Genomic DNA, 24078 nt, shown 5'->3' with positions numbered 1-24078 from the left:
TCATTTATTAAATCCAACCTCTGAACCTAGCTGCTTCAGCTAATTTGTTTAAACCTGTCATGTACGATGCATTTACCATATCAGTTTGTTTTTTATCTTTCATGCTGAATGCATCCTGCAAGCTTTTATCGATCATTTTATGGAAATTGTCTTCAATTTCTTTTATGGTATAGTGTGTCGCTTGTTGATACTGTCTCCATTCTAAATAAGAATGAATGACACCACCTAAGGTAGTTATAATTTCTGGTAAAACGACTACGTTATTCTCTTTTAAATAATTGTTTGCTTCTTTTTCTATTGTAAATGGTATGGTTTCCATTACTATTTGTGCCTTCATCTTTTTTGCGTTTTCTGCTGTTAAAGCTTCATTTGATGCAGTTAAAAAGAAGACATCACATTCTAGCTCATAACATTCCTCAACTGGTAAGACCTTTGGAAAGGTACGCGTTACAGAACCAAAGCTATCTTTTCTGTTTAATATTTCAGGTATATTTATGCCCTCTTCGTCATAAATGCATCCATAAGCATCTGTAATTCCTATTATAGTCGCACCTGATGAATATAAACTATCTGCTAATTGACTTCCCATCTCTCCAAAACCTTGAATTACTATCTTAGTTTCTTTAAGCTTTTTCTCGTAGTATTCCAAGCTTTTTTCCATAACATATTGAACGCTTTTTATTTGGGCAATTTCTTTACCAGGAAGTCCTCCTAAAACAAGTGGTTTACCTGTCATAAATCCTGGATTAACTCCAGTATTTATCCTGCTATATTCATCTAACATCCAAGCCATTATCTGTTGATCAACTTTTGCATCAGATGTTGGAACGTCAACTTGAGGCCCGATTAAGTGATGAATCGCCCGTATGTATCCCCTACTCAAATTTTCTAATTCTCTAAAAGATAATTGCCTTAAGTCACAAATAATTCCGCCACTTGAACCGCCTACTGGTAAATTTAAAATACTCGACTTTATACTACGTATGATGGAATAAGCGTAGATATCTTCTTCTGTAATATGTTGGTTAAAGTGCACATTTCCATGGGTAATACCAAATACATCGTTATGCTGTACACGAAAACCTTGAAAGTATTTCGTTGAACCATCGTCCATTTTAACAGGTATTCTCACCTTTAGTATACGATTTGGTTCTTTTAATAGGTGGTAAACATCATTTTTATAGCCTAATTTAAGTAATGAGGTTTCAATCATATCTGTAACAGAAGTATATAAGTTCTTCATTAATTGTCTCCCCCCTTTTAAAGGATCTCTTATGTTTGTTTTCAATATTTATTAGTATACCTGTTCATTCTTATAAATCAACGTGTAAGGTGGATTTTATCCTTAATACATGGCATTCTGACCTTGTAAATAATCTTAATGGTAGCAACGTATAACCATATCCCTCAGTAACGAAATATTTAAAACGATTTATATTGAACCAACCGCCGCGCGTGTAAAAACCAAATGGCCCTATTCTAATTTGCCCTCCATGTGTATGTCCTGCAAGTCCAAAATCAAATCGTAAGAGCTGCTCATTAGAAAGACGCGAGAACATTTTAGGGTCATGTGCAACTAAAATTGATAATTCATCCTTTGATCCTACAAAAGAAAATGGAATAAACGTATGATGATTCCTAATATAATCATAACCTGCTATCACTATCTTATCCGAGAGAGTGTGTTGCGTATTACAAAGTGTAATGACACCTTCTTCATCTAATATTTTGGTGAATGATGGCTCAAGAATCTCTTTATCATTATTACCATACACAAAAATCATTGGAGCATTCAATTTTTTTAATAATTGTAGATTTTTAATTAATTTTTGCATCGATACATTACGTTCAATTAAGTCTCCACCGATAACAATAACATCCAGTTTTTCTTGTATTTTTGCTATTGTTTTCTCCTTAATTAATCGATTATGCACATCACTAATGAAAAAAATATTTACTTGCTCTTTTGGGAGATATTTATTTACACCCACATTCATGTAGACCAAATGATCAACATGTGCATTAACGTACATAAAACCAATCAGGATTCCACACAAAATAAAGAAAACTACAGCATATATCATATAAGATAATCCTCTCACTTTTTTCAATAACGACTTAATTCTGTTTTTTGAGAATTTAAAAATACAAAGCTATGAAGCATAGGCCAAGTTCTATTTCCATATTAGTGAATTATAACAATAAATTTGGAAAGGAGAAAATATATGAATTTTACACAAACCAAATATTATTATCCATATATAAGTCCATTTGATCCGTGTAAACCAATAAGAGTTAAATCTTATTCTACACCACCAAACTTATATCTGGGATTTCAACCTCCTCATTCTCCACAGTTTAAAACAGCAAGAGAGGCACTCTTCCATGGAACGCTATGGCCATCATTAGCAAGTACTTATCCACCGAAAGGAGAAAGAGAATGAATCAGCAAAAAGAGTTACCAAAAGAATTTTATGAATTATTGGAACAAATCCAAGCAGTTGATTTTGTTTTAGTTGAACTGACCCTCTATCTTGATACACATCCAAATGATCTCGATGCAATAAAACAATTTAATAATGAAGCATTAAAAAGTAAAAAATTAAAAGATCAATATGAAGCTAAGTATGGTCCTCTCATGCAATATGGTAAAAGTTTTTCGTATTATCCATGGAACTGGGACGATGCTCCGTGGCCATGGCAAATTTAAAGGGGGATAAGTAATGTGGTATTATGAAAAAAAATTGCAATACCCTGTGAAGGTCAGTACTTGTAATCCCACCCTAGCAAAATATTTAATCGAACAATATGGTGGGGCCGATGGTGAACTTTCTGCAGCTCTACGTTACTTAAACCAACGATATACTATTCCAAACAAAGTAGTTGGTCTATTAAATGATATAGGTACAGAGGAATTTGCACACCTAGAAATGATAGCCACCATGATTTATAAGTTAACAAAGGATGCAAAACCAGAGGAATTAGTTGAAGCAGGTTTAGGAGCACATTTTGTAAATCATGATCATGCCTTATTTTATCAAAATGCTGCCGGAAATAGTTGGACTGCTAACTATATTCAAGCAAAAGGAGATCCTATTGCAGATATTTACGAAGACATTGCTGCTGAAGAAAAAGCAAGAGCGACTTACCAGTGGATTATTGATGTATCGGACGATCCGATGTTAAATGATTCTTTAAAATTTTTACGTGAAAGAGAAATTGTTCATTCTCAGCGTTTCAGAGAAGCTGCAGAAATATTAAAAGAAGAGAGAGACAGAAAGAAAGTCTTCTAAAATCCTACTTCTTTATTTAAAGATGCAATAGATGCATTCAAAAAAGCATAAACCTGAAATATGTGAATGTTTTTTTTCATATGCAAATAAAAATCTAGTAACGACAGGTCAAACTGCGTTACTAGATTTTTTAACTTGAAGGTATTGTGTAAGGTATGATTAATTCTTGTCCTTCTAAAATATCTCGCCCCTCTAATTGGTTAACCTCAATCAGATAATCCACTACATCAGTATCCTGGTAATATTTTTCGGCAATCGATTCTAAAGTATCTTTTTCTTCCACCGTATGCACCTGATACTCTTTTTCTTCGGTAATATCAACACCTGGATTATTATTCACATTCGGTTGAATAAAAACTATCTCAGCTGCATTTTTATCGGCATCGGTATTATTGCCAAACAATTCTGCAGATAGTAAAAAGTCATCTCCCCAATATTTATAACTGACTAATAAGCCAACTAAAATTAAGAATAATACAAATAATAGCCGTAACATCGGAAATGAAATTTTCACTTTTACAGGTTTTTTATTATCCTGATGTACTTCTCTTCTTGGTGGTAATTTATTATCTTGCTCGTACTCTTTTTCATTACCTTGCTGACTTACTTTTTGACGTAAATTGTCTGCTTGATCGTGCTGTTTATTTTCTGTCATGTTTATCCCCTCTTATACTATATCGGATATATAACGCAAGACTAAAATCCATTATAAAATGCAAAGTAAAAGTAATTGTAAGACTCTCTGACCATTCATAAACGAGCCCTATCCAAAAACTAAGAACAATAATAGAAATAAATAATAATGGTTTAAATAAATATCTGAAATGAACGATTGCAAACAGGATACTTGCTATTATGAAACCGAATTGTGTCTGTATGACACCTCTAAAAAGCCATTCCTCAACAAACGCAATGATAAAACATAAAAAGAATATGCTGAAAAAATTTCCACTAGAAAATATTTTCTTATTGATTCCCTCATCATCCCAATATTTTTTCGGGACATACTTCATCATAAGTAAATCGATAAGAAAAAATATAACTGCTGAAATAATTGCCAAAGAGATAAAACTTAGATTCTTTATGAAAAATAAGCTCAAGAAGTCCTTCCAACTCGAGAAAACCAAAAAAGAACCAATACTTGCTAGGATTAACAAAATAAATTGTGATAGAATCACTTGGATTTTTAATTGCTTACTTGATAACCTTCTAATGATTTCTTTCTGCGTTGCTCTCATTATTTTTCTCCTGTAACAATACCCATCTAAGTCTTTCTTTCCAGCCTAATGAAGTACCATCAAATTTATTATTTTCTTTAGGATGCCATTCTTCTAGTGCTAAACCACAGTTATCACAACAGAATTCTTCTACCTGGCTATAATTGGATTGAAAATGTTGATACAATTTTTCTCGGCGACACCTGCTGTGATCTACCCATTCTATTAAATCGTTTAGTTTATGGTGCTTATATTTTAGTCTTTCCTCTATTTTCACCTTTATAAACCGGTCGAATTGAACTAATTTTTCTGATGAAATATCTAGTTTATCTTTTTGTATAATTAGAAAATCTTCTAAATGATACCTTATAAATCTCCATTGTGTTTCATTGAATATTTGAAAATCATATACATACTTTTCAATCTCATTTGTTGTATTGAACTGTAAATTCTCCAATGAATTGATAAAGCCTGACGTAATATCTGTAGACGGTAACTCTGAATGAAATAAATTCCTTGGAATCTGCACGTCGTTTTTTGAATAAAGAACAATACTTATGCATTGTTCTCCATCTCTACCTGCCCTACCAATCTCTTGAATAAAAGATTCTAGTTGTGTCGGCAAATGATAATGAATGATTAGTCTTATATCTGATTTATTTATTCCCATTCCAAATGCGCTTGTACAACAAATGATATCTAACTGATTCTTCATGAATTGTTGTTGAATGAGTAATCGTTCGTCTTGTTCGAGCCCACCGTGGTAATAAGCGATCGAAAAATTATCTAATTGTTCACGAAGAATTAGTGTTATTTGTTCGGCTTCTTTTCTACTAGAAAAATAAATCATTGTGGGAATTTTTCTCTGCTTTAAGAGAGCAATTAAATAATCTATTTTAGCTTTTCTATCAGGTAAATCTTCGACTACTAGACTGATATTCTTACGATCAATTGGATAGATATGTTTTTTCATATTTGGGCGATCTAAAATAGCTAGGATATCATTCTGGACTTCTTCTGTTGCAGTAGCACTTAAAGCTAGAACAGGTGGTTGATCAAGCTGATTGATGATATCTTTAATTTTTAAATAATCAGGTCTGAATTCATGTCCCCATTGAGATATACAATGAGCCTCATCTATAACAAACAATTTAATATTAAGTTTTATTAATCTTTTTAAAATAAACTCATTTTGAAGCATCTCAGGTGAAATATAGATTAATCGATATTTATATAAATTCTCTAATACCTGAGCCCTTTTTACAGGATCTAACATACTGTTTATCGCTACTACGTCCTTGATACCACTTGCCTTTAATTGTTTCACTTGATCTACCATTAATGATAGTAATGGAGAGACGATAATCGTGGTACCTCCAAATATAAGTCCAGGAAGCTGAAAACATACTGACTTTCCTGAGCCTGTGGGTAATATTCCCAGCACATCTTTACCGTTTATCACATCTTCAATTATTTCTTTTTGTCCTAATTTAAAAGAAGTATGGCCAAAAATGTTTTCTAGTTGGTATTCTATCGTCTGTTTCATACTTTACCCCATCATTTTTTCATTATTTAAAGCAATCACTAATCTAATCTGAAAATAAGATATAGATTCAGGTAATAATTGCTTTATATCTTTTAATTTTCCAGTATTACTTTTTTTAATTGCTTCTAAAATTTTAAAGTAGTTCGCATCTGGCAGCAATGTCTGCCACTTAATTGTTTTATCTACATATGCGATTTCTATTAAATGGTCATAAATAGTGTTGGCTTTCAAATTTCTTTGTTTAGCAATCGTTTCAATGGTATAACCTTGCTGCACATACTCATACGTTTTTCTTGCTGAAATTGTTAAAGAATTATCTATCCATAATCCATCAGATATATAAGCTAATAATTTGTATTGGTACTTGTCTTTTTCAATTTTAGTAAAAATATAATGGAAAACTGCTGTTAAAATGAGATGGATATCATGGTTAGATTTATTGTAATTAATGCTTAGTTGTTGAATGCTTTGTCCTACTTGTTTATCAGAGGTTATCCGATCAACAAAAATCTCCATCCAATAATTAGACAAACTTTCTCCTATTTCAAGCAGTTCATCGTATAAATGAGATAGAAAGAGATTAGCTGAAAACCCCTTTGAAATCATCATTTCTTTGATCCATTTCTGCGCTGTCTCATCTTCAACAATTGGAATGAAGCTTAATTTATTAAGTCTCAAATGACTTGCTACTTGAATTGCTAGCATGAATCTTTTCTCAAATAACGGTGCAATATGCTCAAATGCTTGGCCATTTAAGATATCTATATCTAGCTGGTTCTTTGAATTAAGGATATCTTTTCCTTTATTAGTTAGATATACAAAGTTATCAGTGGGGTTTGAAATAGCCCCTACCTTATTTAAATATCTCACTTCTTCATCAAACTCAGCTCTATTCAATGATTTATAGATTCCGAAATAACTCCCTAAATCATATAGACGCATATCTTGAATCGTTTGAGCAGATTTCTTTCCTTTTAAAATATGATACACACTCGAAATCGAGCGATCCTGCTTAATCTTAGCGAAACAAGATAATAATATTAACTGAAACAAATCGTTTCATCCCTTCTCATTCTTCTCTCTATATTATTTTAGCAAGCAATGACGGGAATTGATAGCTTCATGTGTTAAAATATAAGGAAATGGATAAAAGGAGAGGTATGTTTGGCTTATTATACATGGATTGATCGTGAGACCTGTATAGCCTGTGGCGTTTGTGGGGCAACTGCACCACAGCTTTATGATTATGATGATGAAGGTATTGCTTACGCTCATCGCGATAATAATAAAGGAAATCTAAAGGTGGATGAACAGGATCATGAGGATATGTTTGATTCGTCTGATGGTTGCCCTACCGAATCGGTAATTATAAAAGAACAAAAAGAGACATAAGGAAAAGTAAGTCTTTATTTCCTTAATGTCTCTTTTATTAATGAAGTAATTTGGGATTTATTTGAAGCGGCACTTTTATTTCGGTTGTAAGATCATACGTTCCAACCTCATTTATACCAATATCAAATATCACCTCTTGGTACCCAAAGCTTTTGGCAGTCATTAGAATTGCTTCTACCATTTTTAAAGTAGTTTGATTTTCTGCTATATGTTCTGATTCTACTGCTATTTCTATTGTTGTATTACTAATTTCATTTGTGGTTATCGAAGCATCATTTGGAATTGATTTAAAAACGTTAAAGGGCTCCTCATCTTCCTTCATATATTCCAATGTTTCTTCTATATTAGCGATATTGGCATTTGTTATAGGTACTAACAAGCTTGAATATTCTTCACCTGCTTGATAATACTTATATGGTACTTCCTCTTCTACAGATAATGGTAAAGGGTTTTGACCTGCCAATTGCCCTAAATTATTTGTAGAACCTTCAAAAGGAATGCTCTCAAATCCGTATGGTACAAGCATATGACCAAGTATTTGCTCTAGCATATTTCCCATTGTTCCACTACTAGCTGATGAAAAGTTTGAAGAAACATCGATAAAACCAGTTGTAGATAGAGCATCAATATTAAATTCTAAACCTTCTAATAGTGAAAGCTCTATACCGTATTCTTCTGGGTCTATAAAGTTTTCTAATGCATTATAATAATAATTCACATCAGTTCCTCCACTAGTATCGATTAGTGTGATTGGAATAGCATACTGCGCCTCATTGGTAGTTACTGCCGTATGCACGTCAAATAAGTTTTCATTTTTTTCATATCCCACATGATACACAAATTCCTCTTCATTTGTTATTTCATTTTCAAACGATTGCGATTCTGATAGATCGTTATTCTCTTCATCCTTGCTTTCGTCCTCCATTATTTGCGTTTCTTGTTCTTTCTGTTCATTTGGAACTATAGCAGAATCACTTATTTCACTGTCCTCTGTACTTTCCTCAGTAGTCGCTTCATTTCGATCCATGGAAGATTCTTGTTGATCGGCTACATGATTCCAAGGAATACTTTGCGCTATTAATAATATAATAAATAAACTTGCAACAGTTGCCATGGTAGGAATTATCCATCTTTTTGAACTTCTTTTAGGTTTTTCAGATTGATCCATCTTATTTTGGATTTTTTGAAAAAGTACTTCTTTTGGCGTGTTATCTTCTATTTTTGGTAACTTTTTTATTTTATTCTCTATATCTTTAAAGTCATTATTTTTATCACTCATCTACACTATTCTCCTTTCGAGTAGAAGTGTCTATATGTTCTTTAAGCTGACTTATTGCACGATGTTGAGTGGTTTTTACTTTACTTTCCGTCCACCCTAATACACTAGCAGTCTCTTTTATGGAGAAGGATTGAATATAGCGAAGTATAATAACAGAACGTTGATCTTCGGTACAATCATCCAGCGCTAGAAACACTTGTTTTAATTCTTCATTTTGGATAGCTATCTCTTCTGGTAGTGCTTGACTTGCGGGAATACTTTCACCTTTTTCAGACCAATTAAAGAAATCTAGTATGCGTTTCTTCTTTCGCTGCTGTTTTCTGAAAAAATCAATGGTTACATGACGTGCAATGGAAAATAGCCATGTCTTCTCCGAACTATCTCCTTTAAAAGTTTGATAAGATTCTAAAACCTTTACATACACTTCTTGAACGATATCTTCTGTATTTTCTTTATTTTTCACCATATAGAAAATGAATTGATAAAGATCCGTATGGTATTTATCATAAAGTTCTTCAAAAGTGGTCTTCACCTTGAGACCCCCTCTTCCTTATAATTAGTCGTTATGTATCGAATAAAGTTACGTATATTTATAAATTTTATTATACTGCAATACAATCGCATATAATAGAAAACACACCAACAAAAATTTAAATGTTGGTGTGCTTTATTGATGAATTAGATAAGTATTGCTTAAAAAGTCGCTGCAGAATTGGAAACAATAGAACAGTGAATATTCCATTTCCAACAGCATGGTTTGTATCAAAAATTAATCCTGCTAAGTAATAAGGTAAAAATTCTCCTGCGTAACTGAAGGTTCCAACCGATATTAAGAAACCATATAAATACCCTGCAAATACACTGTATATGGTTAACCAGATAATTGGTTTAGGTAAGGATACTTTTCCTAGTAAACCACTGATTAATCCAATAATAGACCATGCTATAATTTGCCAAATGGTCCATAAGCCCATTCCAAGTATTAAATTAGATAAATACGTGGAAACAATAGCTATAAAAATGGCTGATACTGGCCCTAGCATAAATCCTGTAATTATAATAATAGCTGAAACTGGTTGGAAATTTGGTATAAATTGAAATGCAAATCTACCAACCACTGCTAGAGCAGCTAACACTGCTATTAAACTTATACGGTGTACATTCATTGTTATCATTCCGTTGGTTGAAGTTCGAATTCTACTGCGTCTCCATCTTCTAGGTCATAGTCATTTGCTCCGACATTTACTTCTTCTTCATTTACTTCATAGAGCCAGTAGTGACCATTATCCACATCCTGTGACTCTCCTTCAATTGATGTAATGAAACCATCTTCAGTAGTTTCCACGTCAAAGTTTTCTTCCATCACTTCTAAAAGGGATGCTGTTTCACTTACTTCTAATTCTTCTGAAGTTAATTCTTCTGTTTCACCTGAAACACTTGATGAAATAGTAATGGTAACAGATTCTTGTCCTTCATCTGAATTTGTTGCTCCGTCATCTCCACCGCCACATGCAACTAAAAATAAAGACATCAAAATTACACTAATTATTGTATAAAGATTTTTTTTCATTTTTGTTCCCTCCAAATAAAATTATAATTTTGAGGGGAGGAATATATTACTACATATCGATATCTTATATTAAAATCAAAAAAACCTACCCAAAAGTGGTTAGGTTGATTAAGTATCACATCAAATATGTACCAATCATCCCAACCGCTCAACCCTCGAAGCATGGAATTACAAAAATTATGACAGGTCTACTGACTTGTGTATCATCCTACTTAGAGATCCTTCCCATATAAATCATATACAGTGGTTTTTCTCTTTTCGTCACACTTACAGTTGCGAGGACAGCTCTGGACTTTCACCAGATTCCCTTATTAAGTAATCTATACATCATAATTTTTCATTATTATTAACTTAGCTATCATAACATATCACAATTTTTTAGATACTGCAAAATAATTTAACGTGTGTTCTCTTCCTTGTCAAAGTTAATATTCTCAACAGGGATATGAAAAATAAAAGTGGTTCCTTCTTGTAATTTACTTCGCACAGATATATTACCATCATGAGCTTCAACGATATTTTTGGCAATTGATAAGCCTAATCCTGTACCTTTTTTACCCTTTTGTCTTTTCCTTGATTTATCTGCTTTATAAAACCTTTCAAATACAAACGGTAAATCCTCTGTTTTAATACCTTCTCCATTATCCTTAACAGAAAATTGTATAGAACTTGATACTTTATCAATTGTTACTAAAACAACACCGTTATCTTGTGTATGTTTAATTGCATTATCTATTAAATTAGTTAAAACCTGTTCCAATCGATCTGAATCTCCGTGAAAGCTTTTTATATCACTATGGTCATCTACCTGAAGTGATATATTTTTATCATTGGCTAAGCCTTGAAATTTTCGAATTATTCTCCGCATAAACTGATCTAAATTAATTTCTTCAATCGTTAAATTATTGTGACCTGCTTTCATTCTAGCAAGGTCCAGTAACTCATTTACAAGTCTACCAATTCTCAAGGATTCTTCATTTATAATTTTCGCTAAATCATTCTTATCTTCTTTCGTTTCAGCTATATCATCCATTATTGCTTCACTATATCCTTGCAGCATCGAAATTGGTGTCCGTAGTTCATGTGATACATTTGCGATGAAATCTTCCCTTAATTGATCCATTTTGCGCTCTTCTGTCATATCCCTGATTATTGCAACAACTCCACGGACATAGGACTGATCGTATAAAGGTGACATGATTACGACCCAATTTCTTCCTTGGATGAAAAATTCACTACTTGTTTCTTTCTCTGTTTGAATTACTTGATTAAATTGTTCTTTAATACCCTCTGGTAATTGCTTTAAATTATTTTCTTTCCCTTCCAACTCAAAGCTACTATCTTCTAAGAACTTTTCAGCCGGAGGGTTAGATATAATTACTTCTGCATTTCTATTTAAAGTCATTACTCCATCAGCCATTGACCTTAAAATACTATATAACTGTTCTTTTTCTTGTTGCAGGGCATTTATATGGTACTTTAATTGTCTACCCATTCGGTTGAATGCCATTGCGAGTTCGCCAATTTCGTCATGGGTTAAAATTGGTACCTTTGTATGGAACTCACCGTTTGCAAGCTCAATTGCACCTTCTCGCATTTTAATTAAAGGTGAAGTTATTCTTGTAGATAAGAAAAAAGCAAAAATAGTTGTTAATATGATTGCAATACCTGCACTAAGAAAAATGATTTGAGTAGTTTGCTGTGTCGTTTCATTGACAACCTGTAACGATTGATATACAAACACAGCACTTGTTGTTCCTTCTACAGGTTTCCCAACGATAAGATATTCTGCTTGATTATTTAGCGGTTCCATTTCTTTTTTAACTTCGACTTGATTATCGAGTACTTTTGCCAAATCAGCATCATTATATAGGACATCAAGGGAAATATCCTCAAGTGAATTATCGGTTGTTTCGGAGAGCCATACATCTTGTTCGTTAAATACGATAAATAATTTACTATTATCATCAATTATTCTTTCGGCGGTTTCAATAATTAATTCTTGATCATGATCCTGTTCAATCATGACACTGATTTTTGTTGCAGTTTGCATTAAATTATTTTCTGCTTCTGAAATATTAAAGTTTTCAAAAAATTCAAGTAGTAGAAATGATAATATTGCTAAAACTACAGAAACCAATAGTAAAAAGGTTATCCATAGTTTTCCTACCACACTTCTCCAAAACATCACTCATCAGCTACTTGAAATTTGTAGCCTACACCCCAAACTGTAACGATCATTGTTGCTGCTTCCTTTGATACTTTGCTTAACTTTTCGCGGAGTCTTTTCACATGAGTGTCTACTGTTCTTAGATCGCCAAAAAACTCATATTTCCACACTTCTTTTAATAGTTCTTCACGATCGAAGACCTTATCTGGCGCTTTTGCTAAAAATAATAATAGTTCATATTCTTTTGGTGTTAGATTTACTTGCTTAGAATCAGCTAATACGCGATGTGCATCGTTATCAATTAACAAATGTGGAAATTCAATAATATCTTTTGTTTTATTAGCTTCTTTATCAAAACTAGTATTTCCAGATCTTCTAAGTAAAGCTTTAACTCGAAGTACAACTTCTCTTGGACTAAAGGGTTTTACGATGTAGTCGTCAGAACCAGCTTCAAATCCATGAATACGATTTACTTCTTCACCTTTTGCAGTGAGCATGATTACTGGAGTTGCTTTATGGACGCGTAATTCTTTACAAACCTCTAGTCCGTCTTTGCCAGGCATCATGACGTCTAAAAGGATGACATCATAATCTTCAGAAACAGCTTTTTGCAGACCGCTTTCTCCATCCTCAGCTTCGTCCACCTCATATTCTTCGCGTTCTAAATACATTTTTAATAATCTTCTAATTCTGTCTTCATCATCTACTATTAAAATTTTCTGTCCAGTATTGTCCACTTATAACAATCCCTTCATCATGATTAAAAAATATCTATTACAATTAATCTTAAAAGTTATTCCTAGTTTAACATGAAAAAATATAAGTTATAAAGTATATTTATAGGTAGTTAAAGTTTGAAAAATTATTAAGCGTAAGAATGTAGTCCTGCTATAACAAGATTTACTACGATTAAATTAAACATAATGATAGCAAAGCCTATTACAGCTAACCATGCTGACTTCTCTCCATGCCATCCTCTTGACAATCTTAAGTGTAAAAATACAGCATAAAAGAAAAATGTAATGAGAGCCCATACCTCTTTAGGATCCCATCCCCAGTATCTATCCCAAGCTTCTTGCGCCCAAATAGCTGCGAAAATTAATCCACCGAGAGTGAATACAGGAAATCCAATAGCAACAGCTCTATAACAGATTTCATCTATTAATTCAGGATTTGCACGTTTAAGAAATGGTTGAATAGATGCAGCAATTCTTTTTCTTAGAATTAATCTGACAATAAGGTATAACACAAAACCTAGAAGCATAGACCAGATTAATGTATTCAATTTTTTAGCAGCATCCACACCTTGTAGGAAACTTGGTGCTTCAACTAAAGGGCTCATTCTTTCTTGATCAAGCATTACACCTTCATTGGGCCCTATAAGAGGAGGAATCTCATATTCCACAGATCTCGTATCACCTTTAAAAGGAAATTCAAAAGTAGAACTATATCCCATTCCTGCATAAACGGACGAAACTAACACAAATCCAATAGTAGCGAATAACGTGTATATAACAATTTCTAACCACTTCGTGCTTTTCGAACTGGTTGTTTGATCAACTTGACGGATTAGATAAATTAAACCTGCTATAAAACTAATAGCAAGTATTGCTTCTCCTAATGAAACAGTCGTCACATGAATATACAACCAGTGACTTTTTAGAGAAGGTACTAACGGTGTAACCTCTCTAGGAAATACACTTGCATATGCGATCAGTAACAAAGCAATAGGTAACGTAAATAATCCTAATAAATTCACGCGATAAATAAAGTATAATAACAGGAATGCGAATACTAGCATCATTCCAAAGAATGTGACAAATTCAAATAGATTACTAACCGGCGCATGACCTGCCGCAATCCATCTTGTTATAAAATACAGAAGCTGGGAAACAAATCCCACTATTGTTGTACCAACAGCTAATTTACTAGCAAAATCATTATTTTTTTTACTTTTCTTATCACGAATTGTTGCAGCGAATAAAACAGTAGCAATTAAGTAAATGAAAAAGGCTACATATAAAAACGTACTACTCAATGAAACTAAATCCCCCATTTGATTTCCTCCTTGGAATAAATATGGAATGGAAGAAAAGCGGTATTTCACCTTTTCTTCCATGTTTAACTAAAATTATGATTGTGATCTATCCTCTTTGCTATCCTCTTCTAAGTCTTTTATTGCTTGAAGTGAAGTTCCGGTAAATATTTTATCTACTTCATTTTTGAAACCGAACCAATTTTTATTTGTATGACCTGCAACTATAATTCCTTTACTTGTAGGATGGAACCAAATTCTTCTATGTTGCCAGTACATACCTTGAATAACACCGATCATAAATATAAATGCACCTAAACCTAGAATCGGTAATGTATAATCTTTTTTGAGACTTAGACCGGATGCATTTCTCACTTCAAAATCAGTCAGTCCAATTTTATAATCATTGTCATTTGTAGGATCTATATTTTTACCAATTGCTGCAAAACTGACTTCAGGTTCTTCTTCATTTGGTGGATATACAAAGAATACAAAACCTGGATTTCGCGGATAATTTGATTGGGACTTTGGTTGACCTTCATCTAAATAATAATCAGGATAAAATTGATCTAATTCAATCCTATAACCATTGTCAAAAGTGAAATTATTTTCTGGGTTATCTAAATCAATTTTAAATTCTGCAATCGCATCCTCATTCTCATCGGAGGTTTCATGCAATTTAAAAGACATACTTTTAAATTCATTTGTTTGATAACTAGATTGATAAAGTGAAAACCCATCAAATTTTAATGGTTTGTTAACAATAATAGAACCTTCTTTTATCTGATTTAAATCTGGTTCCTCACCTACAATATTAGTTGACTGATCCTTATAAATAACAGCTTGTGTTTCAAAATGTTTGGCAATTGGGCCTTCTTGATTTTGTATTGCTTCAGCAAACACTTCTGCTTCATCTTCTCCATAATTTTCAATAATAAATTTTTTGTTTTCAACGTAATATTCTTGTGAAGTACTTGGAATTACTACTGTTTCCCCTTCTCTAACCCATACAAAATCATCTACATACATAAAAGGTACAAATCTAAATAATGTACCTAATAAAAAAATAATTAAACCCAGATGGTTCACATAAGGGCCCCATCTAGCAAATCGTCCTTTTTCTGCTAATAAGTGACCATCTTTTTCAAAAATGTTATACCGATGCTTTTTTAAGTTGAAAAGAAGCTGTTCTTTCTCATCTTCATCATATGTTTCTGATTCACTATATAATTTTTGCCTTTTTAAAAAACCTGTATGACGTTTTGGATTTTGATTTGTTAATGCTTTGTATAATGGTACCCCTCTATCAATGCTCACAATAAAGATCGAAATACCGATTAATGCAATTAAAATCATATACCACCATGAGCTATATAAATTATGAAAGCCTAATTGATAGTAAATTTGACCGAATAAACCATATTCATCTCGGTAATGTGTAAAAGCATCAACGTTTTGTGGGATATACATCTCTTGTGGCAAAATTGTACCTACTGCAGAAGATATCAACGCTAGAACGATTAATGTTACTCCAATTTTTATCGATGAAAAAAAGTTCCAAATTTTATCAATAATAGATCGATTCCTCGTTTTAGAGCGCACAGCTGTTCCATCATAACGCATATTTAATAAAGTATTTTTATCTTCACCACTAATGCTATCAAGCGGTTTACCGCAGCTGCCGCAAATCATTGTACCTTCTTTATTTATATGTCCACAAGCATTGCAAGTTATCGTCTTCATAAACAATTTAACCCCTTATTAAAACCTTCTCATTCTATCGGTTGTATTTGTTTCAAATAGCCTTCTAATCTATCTAGTGTTAGAGGTCCGATTACACGTTCTTCAATCGTCCCATCTGGATTTATAAAAAAAGTGGTTGGTAAGGGACCAATTCCGTATGCATCCATTACTTGATTTTTATTATCATGAACTACTGGAAATGTTAGTTGGTATTTTTCAATAAAGTTATCTACAACAAATCTTGTTAAATCAACACTTACAGCTACAATCTCTACACCTTTTTCCTTGTATTCTGGATATAAACTCTCCATATAAGGCATTTCTTCTTCACAGGGCTTACAATATGTGGCCCAAAAATTAAGCATTACACCTTTACCTTCCAACTCAGAAAGTGTAATCTTATCATCTTCTCCGTCTCCATTTACATGAGTCAGTTCAAAGTTAGGAGGTACGTCTCCAATATCTACCTTTACTTCGTCTTCTGTTACATTTGATATCACTGCAAATAATAAGGCACTAAACAATAGTATTAATATGACAAATCGAAAAATTAACCTTTTCTTTTTTTTATCTGTTTTATTTTTACTTCTCTCTGTTGTGTTAGACATGCTCCACTCACCCCTTGCTAATTGTATCATCAATATTCGTCTAAATTGTGAATATTATTCTACAATTTTGTGGCAAAGGACTTTAATTGGTTTATTTCTTTTAGTAAGAGCTCTCTATGGTCACCAGGTTTAAGATTTTCAAGTGTTAATGGTCCATATTTTTCTCTTTTTAGTTTTTGGACTGGAAACTCAAGCGCCTCAAACATTCTTCTTATGTGTCTGTTTTTACCCTGATGTAAAACAATTTCAATAATAGCAGCATCCTTTTGTCTGTCTGTTGACAGTATTTTCAGTTGATCTGCTTTTAAAATATCCTTGCCTACTTTTACACCTTTTTTACAACGGTTTAAAGTTTGAGGTGATGGAATACCTTTTGTCTTTATGACATATGTTTTAGATATAGCATGTTTTGGGTGCATCAATAAATTTGCTAGTTCTCCATCATTAGTCATAAGAAGTAGCCCAGATGAGTCATAATCTAAGCGACCGACAGGGAAAATTCTCTCTTGGACCTCGGGGAAGAAATCTAATACTATTTTTCTGTCTTTGTCATCTTTCACAGAGGAGATTACTCCGCGAGGTTTGTAAAATAAAAAAGCAACCGTATGTTCTTTTTCTAGTGGGATTCCATTAACGGCCACTTCGTCAGTTTTTGAAACCTTTGTACCTAATTCTCTAATTGTTTTACCGTTTACCTTCACTTTACCATCTTCGATTAATTTTTCTGCTTTTCGTCTAGAGGTAACTCCACTCTGTGCGATTACCTTTTGTAGACGTTCAAGTTTCTGCTCCATTTTATCACCATTTCCTTTAGTTCAATTTTTGATCCTATATTCTACTTCCTAATTAATATGTTTTATTACCATCCAACCGATTCAAAAAAAGTTAATCTTTTTAAACATAATAATAGCGTTAACTTTAGCGTTAACGCTTAATTTGCGAAAACAATCGTAACAATAATAATTGATGCTATTATACCAATAATATCAGCAAGTAGTCCAACTTTTAAAGCGTCACCCATTCTTTTAATACCTACTGCTCCGAAATATACAGTCAAAATATAAAATGTTGTATCCGTACTACCCTGCATGGTAGAAGCTAATCTGCCTAAAAAAGAATCTGGTCCATATGACTGAATTATCTCAGAAGTCATACCAAGTGCAGCCGTTCCAGAAATTGGTCTGATTAGTGCAAGTGGAATAATTTCTTTTGGAATATGCAGAAATGACAGTATGGGTTCCAACAGCGATGTTGCTGCTTTTAGTGCGCCTGAGCTTTGTAATATGGAAATAGCAACAAACATTCCTAAGAAAAAAGGTAATAAAGAAATAGCTAACTGCATACCTTCCTTACCACCTTCTACAAATAATTCATATGCTGGAACTTTTTTAATTAAGGCGATAACAAGGATAAATAAAATGATGAGAGGAATAATCCACAGACTGATACTTGAAATTAAATTCATTCCCAACGTCTCCTTTTTTGACGAAAGATCCAGTCAACTATTAGAGCAGATATTGTTGTAATAACAGTAGCTATAAGGGTAACACCTACAATTTCAGTTGGATTAGTGGAACCATACTGAAGTCTTATACCTATAACTGTAGTTGGTATAAGCGTAATACTGGAGGTATTAATTACAAGGAAGGTGATCATAGAATTACTAGCTTTGTCTGATTGAGATAGCTTTTTCATTTCTTTCATTGCTTTTATCCCCAGTGGCGTTGCAGCGTTTCCCAAACCAAATAAATTCGCACTGAAATTCGCTAAAATATAACCCATTGCTGGATGATTTGCAGGAATCTCTGGGAAAAGTTTCTTAACTGCTGGAGATAATAAGGCAGACAACTTATTTAGTAGTCCTGCTCCTTCTGCTATTTTCATCATTCCTAACCAAAAAATGAGGATACTCGTTAAACCAATTACAATCGAAATAGCCTCATCTGCACTTGTTAATATAGCTTCGTTTACTTCTCCCATTTTCCCATTAAGCATCGCAAAAATTATCCCAATAATAATCATAATCATCCAGATAATATTAACCATTTTGATCTCCTAAGAATAAATCAATAGTTGTGTTAAATAACTCAAAAAAAGATTTTCTTTCTTTTTTTTCTGATATTTTATAGATAGGTAATTTTGCAATAAATTCTTCATCAATATAGAATTTTTTCGTTCCGATTATTTGTTTATCTTTGTAGTGTGGAGAGAGGATTATTTTAGTAGAGATATTTTCACTTTCATTTTCAGTAAGCGGAACAAGTAATGAATCTTTAATTTCACCTTCTATAACTTCATTACTCTCACGAATATGTATGCGAAATTTATTTTTTTCTGGAATTTTTTGTTTTTTATAATTTGTAAATCCCCATTCAAATAAATAAATATGATCATTCCAATCATCTGGAGCATTAATAGTAACAGCAATAAGGGATTGTCCATTTTTTTCTGCAGTTGAAATTAACGTTCTCCCTGCTGCTTTTGTATAACCAGTCTTTCCCCCGGTAGATGACTCATATAACCTTGTTAACAATTTGTTTTTATTAATCCATGGATATTCAATGCTTTGTGACTTATATGTTTTAGTAGAAAATATCTTTTTAAATATATCATTTTTCATAGCATATTGGGTTAAAAGTGCCATGTCATAGGCGGAAGAGAAATGATTTTCTTCATCTAATCCATGTGGATTAGCAAAACTAGTATCTTCCATACCTAGCCACTCAGCCTTTTCATTCATAAGTAACACAAAACCTTCTTCACTACCTCCTATATGTTCTGCAATGGCAATTGCTGCATCGTTTCCGGAACGTAACATTAAACCATAAGTAAGGTCTTGAATAGAAAGTCGATCGTTTTCTTTTAAATAGATCGAGGAGCCTTCTGTTTTTATTGCGTTAGAACTAATTGTAGTTTTCTCATGTAATTTACCAGATTCTATAGCAATAATAGCTGTCATTATTTTTGTTATACTAGCAATCAGTGTTTGATCTTCATGATTCTTTTTATATAAAATTCTACCACTGGATTGATCGATTAGGATTGCTTTTTCAGCAGAAACATTGATAGTAGCATAAGTTTTCAGTGGTATAAGGTTAACCATAAAAAAAGAACATAAAATACACAAGATAATTTTATTAAATCGCATTATAACACCTCATTCTTAGATTACAGGCTCGTCTCATTATATGCGAAAAAATCATCAATATGATTTTATAGAAATTAAAAAAACACCTTATCAAAGGTGTTGGAAATTAATTTTCGTTTTCTAAGTCTTGAAACCTTTCAAAAAACAAGTCAGCTTCATTTTCAATATCCATATCTTGTATATTTTCTGGTAATGGTGGTAATTCTTCAATAGACTTTAGACCAAAGTAAGTAAGAAAATCGATACTTGTCCCAAATAATACTGGACGACCTATTCCCTCTTTCCTTCCTTGTTCTTCAATTAATCCTCGTGTTAAAAGTGTATGAACCGATCGATCGCTTTTTACACCTCGGATTTCTTCTATTTCTGTTCTCGTAATAGGTTGGATATATGCAATAATTGCTAGTGTCTCAAGTGCTGCTTGTGATAATCTTGATGTTTTTGTTTGATCTAACAAGCGTTGATAATATTCACTGTGTTCAGGTTTGGTTGTTAAATGCAATGCATGCTTTGATTCAATGAGCATAATACCTCTTGAAGCTTCTTCATAATCATATTTTAATTCATCGATTAAATGAGTAAGTATATCATTATCTAATTCTAAAATTTTTTGAATTTCTTTTAAAGTTACACCCTCATCACCAGAAGCAAAAATTATACCTTCAATAATAGCTTTAAATTGCTTCATTTCCATTTCTTACCCTCCAAGCCTAATCTATCCTATCATTTACAATATTTTATACTACATCTAATTTTGGATAGAGCATTATTTCTTCGAAGTGTTGCTTTTGTCTACAATAAATCTGATCTAACTTCATTAGTTCTAGAATGGCCATAAAGGTAACAACAATATGAGATTTGGTTGGATAGGGAAATAATTGAGTGAACATGATTCCGTTTGTTTGTTCATATAAATATGCCCTAATTTCCTGCATACGATCTTTAATTTGTATTTCCGTTCTTTTTATTGTTGTTTCCATTGGTTGATTCCATTTTTTTCTTTCCATTATCTTACCCATTGCTTGAAGCATATCATATAGATTCACTTCCCCTTTTTCCATAGGTGGTGATTTTTTCTCAGAAGTAAGCTGCATAGGTGGTCTCGTATAAATTTGAGTTGCTTCTAGCTCTTTTTCCTTTAAATGACTAGCTGCTTCTTTATACTTTCTATATTCTATTAATCGCCTCATTAATTCATCTCTAGGATCTTCTTCATAATTTTCCATTTCATCATCATCAATGGTTTGATTAGGCAATAACAATTTGCTTTTTATCTCAAGCAATGTAGCAGCCATTACTAAATATTCACTAGCAATATTTAGTTCAAGTGTCTGCATTGTATGTATATAACTTAAATATTGTGAGGTAATTTCCGCAACAGGTATATCATAAATATCCACTTCAAACTGATTAACTAAGTGCAAAAGTAAATCAAGTGGACCTTCAAAAGCATCTAATTTAACTTCATAAGCTTGTAACACCTTTTGACACCCCCTATTAAAAACAAACCTTTGCTTTAAAACAGCAAAGGTACAAAGAATCTAAAACGTATTCAAAAAAGACAGGGAAAACACACTAACATTACTCATTTTCTGAATCACTATTACTTACATCACACTTAGAGAGAAATCTCTCCGTTTGTTTGTTAGGTAAAATCCTATATGGTTCTTTATACATTTCTTTGAGAGATTTTACCATATTTTGACCAATACCTACGCCTCGATGGGATGGATTAACTGTAATATGTTGTAAGATAATATCATTATCCTCTTGTATAATGCCTACCGCACCCAGAATATCTTCCTCTTCTTTCCATAAAAACAAATGCCATTTTTCATTTGTCTCATATTCTTTTATGGTCTGTTGTAGTTTTTTAACTTCTTTTTGATCGGGCATAAAGGATAGTAATCCCATCGCGATTTTTTCAAACGATTTTTTGAAACGTATTAACATACTAATCCCTCTTTATATATATTTTTTGACAAGCTATTAGGAAAAGTTCAATGCTTCGTCAAAATAAACCTTAGTTATAGACGGTAATCCTAAATCGAATCAATAATGTGCCTATACTATTAATTATCGAATATTTATTAATTTGTCAACACTAATTGTTAAAATTATAACACAAGGACAAACCAATAGATAAATCCCCAAATAAATCCTATGAGGAGTAATATAAAGAATAAAATCCAATTCTTTTTCTTTTGCTTCAAAAATTAACACCCACTTATATAAAAATATACTATGAAAATAAATGCGAAAAGTGAGTCCAATAGACTCACTTTTCTTTACTAAGAATTACTTTTCATTTACACGTACTTTCTTCATAATATCACCTTGCTGAATTCTTAAGACAGTGTCCAAACCTTCTGTAACTTGTCCAAAAACAGTGTGTACACCATCTAAATGAGGCTGTGGCTCATGTACTAGGAAAAACTGACTTCCTCCTGTGTTCTTTCCTGCATGCGCCATTGATAATGAACCAGCAACATGTTTATGAGGATTTCCTTCTGTTTCACAATCTATACTATAGCCTGGTCCACCAGCACCTGTTCCAGTTGGATCTCCACCTTGAGCAACAAATCCAGGGATAACACGGTGAAATACAACTCCATCATAAAATTCACTATTTGCTAATTTTTCAAAATTACCCACGGTGTTCGGCGCAGCATCTTCAAACATTTCAATTTCGATTTTTTCTCCATTTTCAAACTCAATAATAGCTGTTTTCATTTTCTTTTCCTCCTAAAATTTATACATATGTTAAATCATTTTTTGCTACATCTTGATAATCTTCACGCTTAATCACCAATTTATCGATGCCCTCTTCACAAAATACTACAGCAGCTTTTGGGAAACGATTATAATGATTGGACATCGCATAGCCGTATGCTCCTGTACTAAACACAGCAATAATATCATTTGCTTCCACATTTGGTAAAGGAATATCCCAAATCAGCATATCACCGGACTCACAACATTTACCAGCGATAGAAACTTCATCTTCATTCTGATTATTTGCTTTATTAGCTATAATCGCATCATATTTTGCTTGATACAACGCAGGTCTTAAATTATCTGTCATTCCACCATCTACCGATACATACTTTCTAATGCCAGGTATCTCTTTAGTTGAACCTACAGAATATAATGTAACACAAGCATCTCCTACGATAGAGCGTCCAGGCTCGATCCATATTTCAGGGAAAGTCATGTCGTGTTTTTTAACTTCCTTACTTATTTCTTCAATTAAAACAGTTGCGTAATTTTCGAGTGGCAATGGTTCATCATGATCTGTATACCGTATGCCAAAACCACCACCCAAATTAAGCACCTGTGCTTGAAAATCATATACTTTTTTCCATGATTTTAATGTATCAAATAAACGGTGTATCGCCATTACAAAACCATCTGTTTCAAAAATTTGTGATCCAATATGACAATGCAACCCTTTCACATTAATCCATTTGTGCTCACTCAATTTTAAAAATGCTTTGTCAGCTTGACCATTTGCTAAATCAAATCCGAATTTAGAATCTTCGTTACCAGTGAGAATGTAATCATGTGTATGTGCTTCAATTCCAGGTGTAACACGAATGAGAACATCCATTTTAGTCTCATGTTTTTCTAAAATTTCTGTTAGGAGTTCAATTTCATAAAAGTTATCGACAACTATACATCCAATTTTATTTTCAACTGCCATTTCGATCTCTTGATAGCTTTTATTATTGCCATGCAAATGAATCTTCTCGGTGGGAAAATCCGCTTGAAGTGCAGTATACAGTTCTCCTTGAGAAACAACATCTAAGCTTAAATTTTCTTGTTTTGCTACTTGTAGCATTGCTATCGATGAAAAAGCTTTACTCGCATAGGCTACTTGAGCTTTTACTCCTAATTCTTTAAATGTATCAACATATGCTCTTGCATGTTTTCTGATAATACTAACATCATAAACAAATAAAGGTGTACCGTACTTTTTTGCTAAATCGATTGTATCTACACCACCGACCATTAAGTGGCCCTTTTCACTTATTTTAAAAGGGTGAAGCATAATTATCCCTCCATTTTAACATTAAA

General features: G+C 32.7%; 28 protein-coding genes and 1 riboswitch. Of the genes, 4 read left to right on the top strand and 24 right to left on the bottom strand.

The features are described from left to right. Positions 1 to 7 precede the first annotated feature (7 nt). Complete coding sequence (locus DFR57_RS13685; protein ID WP_114353776.1) at positions 8 to 1243, bottom strand: Glu/Leu/Phe/Val family dehydrogenase; 1236 nt, start codon at positions 1241 to 1243, stop codon at positions 8 to 10. 70 nt (positions 1244 to 1313) lie between these two features. Further along, entirely contained in the window at positions 1314 to 2084 is a 771-nt protein-coding gene (locus DFR57_RS13680; RefSeq protein ID WP_114353775.1) for a metallophosphoesterase, read from the bottom strand. Between the two features lie 141 nt (positions 2085 to 2225). Here DFR57_RS13680 and DFR57_RS13675 point away from each other — a divergent pair, with 141 nt between their 5' ends. The 3 genes from DFR57_RS13675 to DFR57_RS13665 are packed head-to-tail and all read left to right on the top strand — an operon-like array spanning position 2226 to position 3293. Next, a complete protein-coding gene (locus tag DFR57_RS13675) occupies positions 2226 to 2444 on the top strand; it encodes a spore coat associated protein CotJA (protein ID WP_114353774.1) in 219 nt (72 codons plus the stop codon). Beyond that, the gene (locus tag DFR57_RS13670) at positions 2441 to 2710 is read left to right on the top strand and encodes a spore coat protein CotJB (protein ID WP_114353773.1); all 270 of its coding nucleotides are present in this window, start codon (positions 2441 to 2443) and stop codon (positions 2708 to 2710) included. Before DFR57_RS13675 ends, DFR57_RS13670 begins: the two co-directional genes overlap by 4 nt. Positions 2711 to 2723: 13 nt before the next feature. Then, complete coding sequence (locus DFR57_RS13665) at positions 2724 to 3293, top strand: manganese catalase family protein (protein WP_114353772.1); 570 nt, start codon at positions 2724 to 2726, stop codon at positions 3291 to 3293. 130 nt (positions 3294 to 3423) lie between these two features. Here the strand turns inward: DFR57_RS13665 and DFR57_RS13660 are convergent, their stop codons facing one another. From DFR57_RS13660 to DFR57_RS13645, 4 genes are read right to left on the bottom strand one after another with little or no spacing between them, the layout of a single operon-like run. Continuing rightward, positions 3424 to 3948: a LysM peptidoglycan-binding domain-containing protein gene (locus tag DFR57_RS13660; RefSeq protein ID WP_114353771.1), complete on the bottom strand. Its 525-nt coding sequence runs from the start codon at positions 3946 to 3948 to the stop codon at positions 3424 to 3426. Beyond that, on the bottom strand, positions 3935 to 4531 hold the full coding sequence (locus tag DFR57_RS13655) for a CPBP family intramembrane glutamic endopeptidase (protein ID WP_114353770.1): 597 nt from the start codon (positions 4529 to 4531) through the stop codon (positions 3935 to 3937). Before DFR57_RS13655 ends, DFR57_RS13660 begins: the two co-directional genes overlap by 14 nt. Further along, the gene (locus DFR57_RS13650) at positions 4503 to 6056 is read right to left on the bottom strand and encodes a RecQ family ATP-dependent DNA helicase (protein ID WP_114353769.1); all 1554 of its coding nucleotides are present in this window, start codon (positions 6054 to 6056) and stop codon (positions 4503 to 4505) included. Before DFR57_RS13650 ends, DFR57_RS13655 begins: the two co-directional genes overlap by 29 nt. 3 nt (positions 6057 to 6059) lie before the next feature. After that, positions 6060 to 7109, bottom strand: a complete 1050-nt coding sequence (locus DFR57_RS13645; RefSeq protein ID WP_114353768.1) for a YpbB family protein — start codon at positions 7107 to 7109, stop codon at positions 6060 to 6062. A gap of 111 nt (positions 7110 to 7220) precedes the next feature. Between DFR57_RS13645 and DFR57_RS13640 the strand changes: the two genes are divergently transcribed. After that, complete coding sequence (locus tag DFR57_RS13640) at positions 7221 to 7448, top strand: ferredoxin (protein ID WP_114353767.1); 228 nt, start codon at positions 7221 to 7223, stop codon at positions 7446 to 7448. Positions 7449 to 7485: 37 nt separating this feature from the next. On the opposite strand, the gene DFR57_RS13635 is transcribed toward DFR57_RS13640, so the two are convergent. The 18 genes from DFR57_RS13635 to lysA form a co-directional block, all read right to left on the bottom strand. After that, on the bottom strand, positions 7486 to 8727 hold the full coding sequence (locus DFR57_RS13635; RefSeq protein ID WP_114353766.1) for a hypothetical protein: 1242 nt from the start codon (positions 8725 to 8727) through the stop codon (positions 7486 to 7488). Beyond that, complete coding sequence (sigX, locus tag DFR57_RS13630; RefSeq protein WP_114353765.1) at positions 8720 to 9259, bottom strand: RNA polymerase sigma factor SigX; 540 nt, start codon at positions 9257 to 9259, stop codon at positions 8720 to 8722. Before sigX ends, DFR57_RS13635 begins: the two co-directional genes overlap by 8 nt. A 118-nt stretch (positions 9260 to 9377) precedes the next feature. Then, the gene (locus tag DFR57_RS13625; protein ID WP_114353861.1) at positions 9378 to 9893 is read right to left on the bottom strand and encodes an ECF transporter S component; all 516 of its coding nucleotides are present in this window, start codon (positions 9891 to 9893) and stop codon (positions 9378 to 9380) included. A gap of 5 nt (positions 9894 to 9898) precedes the next feature. Beyond that, positions 9899 to 10297 carry a DUF4430 domain-containing protein gene (locus DFR57_RS13620; protein ID WP_114353764.1) on the bottom strand — a complete coding sequence of 133 codons (399 nt, stop codon included), beginning with the start codon at positions 10295 to 10297 and terminating at the stop codon, positions 9899 to 9901. A 164-nt stretch (positions 10298 to 10461) separates the two neighbouring features. Further along, positions 10462 to 10644: riboswitch (cobalamin riboswitch) on the bottom strand. A gap of 50 nt (positions 10645 to 10694) precedes the next feature. Next, positions 10695 to 12485 (bottom strand): ATP-binding protein, encoded by a 1791-nt coding sequence (locus DFR57_RS13615; RefSeq protein ID WP_211315369.1) that lies wholly within the window; start codon positions 12483 to 12485, stop codon positions 10695 to 10697. Continuing rightward, positions 12485 to 13204, bottom strand: a complete 720-nt coding sequence (locus DFR57_RS13610; RefSeq protein ID WP_114353762.1) for a response regulator transcription factor — start codon at positions 13202 to 13204, stop codon at positions 12485 to 12487. The genes DFR57_RS13615 and DFR57_RS13610 overlap by 1 nt, the downstream gene beginning before the upstream one ends. A gap of 128 nt (positions 13205 to 13332) precedes the next feature. Continuing rightward, positions 13333 to 14523, bottom strand: coding sequence for a c-type cytochrome biogenesis protein CcsB (ccsB, locus tag DFR57_RS13605; protein WP_114353761.1), 1191 nt, complete (start codon positions 14521 to 14523; stop codon positions 13333 to 13335). 75 nt (positions 14524 to 14598) lie between these two features. After that, the gene (locus DFR57_RS13600; RefSeq protein WP_114353760.1) at positions 14599 to 16245 is read right to left on the bottom strand and encodes a cytochrome c biogenesis ResB family protein; all 1647 of its coding nucleotides are present in this window, start codon (positions 16243 to 16245) and stop codon (positions 14599 to 14601) included. 29 nt (positions 16246 to 16274) lie between these two features. Further along, entirely contained in the window at positions 16275 to 16853 is a 579-nt protein-coding gene (gene resA / locus DFR57_RS13595; protein ID WP_114353759.1) for a thiol-disulfide oxidoreductase ResA, read from the bottom strand. A 59-nt stretch (positions 16854 to 16912) separates the two neighbouring features. After that, entirely contained in the window at positions 16913 to 17647 is a 735-nt protein-coding gene (locus DFR57_RS13590) for a pseudouridine synthase (protein ID WP_114353758.1), read from the bottom strand. A 137-nt stretch (positions 17648 to 17784) separates the two neighbouring features. After that, positions 17785 to 18318 (bottom strand): spore maturation protein, encoded by a 534-nt coding sequence (locus tag DFR57_RS13585; RefSeq protein ID WP_114353757.1) that lies wholly within the window; start codon positions 18316 to 18318, stop codon positions 17785 to 17787. Next, positions 18315 to 18899: a nucleoside recognition domain-containing protein gene (locus DFR57_RS13580; RefSeq protein WP_114353756.1), complete on the bottom strand. Its 585-nt coding sequence runs from the start codon at positions 18897 to 18899 to the stop codon at positions 18315 to 18317. The genes DFR57_RS13585 and DFR57_RS13580 overlap by 4 nt, the downstream gene beginning before the upstream one ends. Next, on the bottom strand, positions 18892 to 20001 hold the full coding sequence (locus tag DFR57_RS13575; RefSeq protein ID WP_114353755.1) for a D-alanyl-D-alanine carboxypeptidase family protein: 1110 nt from the start codon (positions 19999 to 20001) through the stop codon (positions 18892 to 18894). Before DFR57_RS13575 ends, DFR57_RS13580 begins: the two co-directional genes overlap by 8 nt. A gap of 106 nt (positions 20002 to 20107) precedes the next feature. Next, a complete protein-coding gene (gene scpB / locus DFR57_RS13570) occupies positions 20108 to 20695 on the bottom strand; it encodes an SMC-Scp complex subunit ScpB (RefSeq protein ID WP_114353754.1) in 588 nt (195 codons plus the stop codon). 43 nt (positions 20696 to 20738) lie between these two features. Continuing rightward, the gene (locus DFR57_RS13565; RefSeq protein WP_114353753.1) at positions 20739 to 21482 is read right to left on the bottom strand and encodes a segregation/condensation protein A; all 744 of its coding nucleotides are present in this window, start codon (positions 21480 to 21482) and stop codon (positions 20739 to 20741) included. A 100-nt stretch (positions 21483 to 21582) separates the two neighbouring features. Continuing rightward, positions 21583 to 21954 (bottom strand): GNAT family N-acetyltransferase, encoded by a 372-nt coding sequence (locus tag DFR57_RS13560; RefSeq protein ID WP_114353752.1) that lies wholly within the window; start codon positions 21952 to 21954, stop codon positions 21583 to 21585. A gap of 345 nt (positions 21955 to 22299) precedes the next feature. After that, positions 22300 to 22734, bottom strand: a complete 435-nt coding sequence (locus tag DFR57_RS13555) for a peptidylprolyl isomerase (protein WP_114353751.1) — start codon at positions 22732 to 22734, stop codon at positions 22300 to 22302. Between the two features lie 19 nt (positions 22735 to 22753). Further along, positions 22754 to 24052, bottom strand: coding sequence for a diaminopimelate decarboxylase (gene lysA / locus DFR57_RS13550; RefSeq protein WP_114353750.1), 1299 nt, complete (start codon positions 24050 to 24052; stop codon positions 22754 to 22756). Between the last annotated feature and the right edge of the window lie 26 nt (positions 24053 to 24078).

This window comes from Saliterribacillus persicus, assembly GCF_003337485.1.
Classification (GTDB): Bacteria; Bacillota; Bacilli; order Bacillales; family Amphibacillaceae; genus Saliterribacillus; species Saliterribacillus persicus.
The sequence above is the reverse complement of the archived record's forward strand: the minus strand, read 5'-3'. Positions and strand labels throughout refer to the sequence as shown.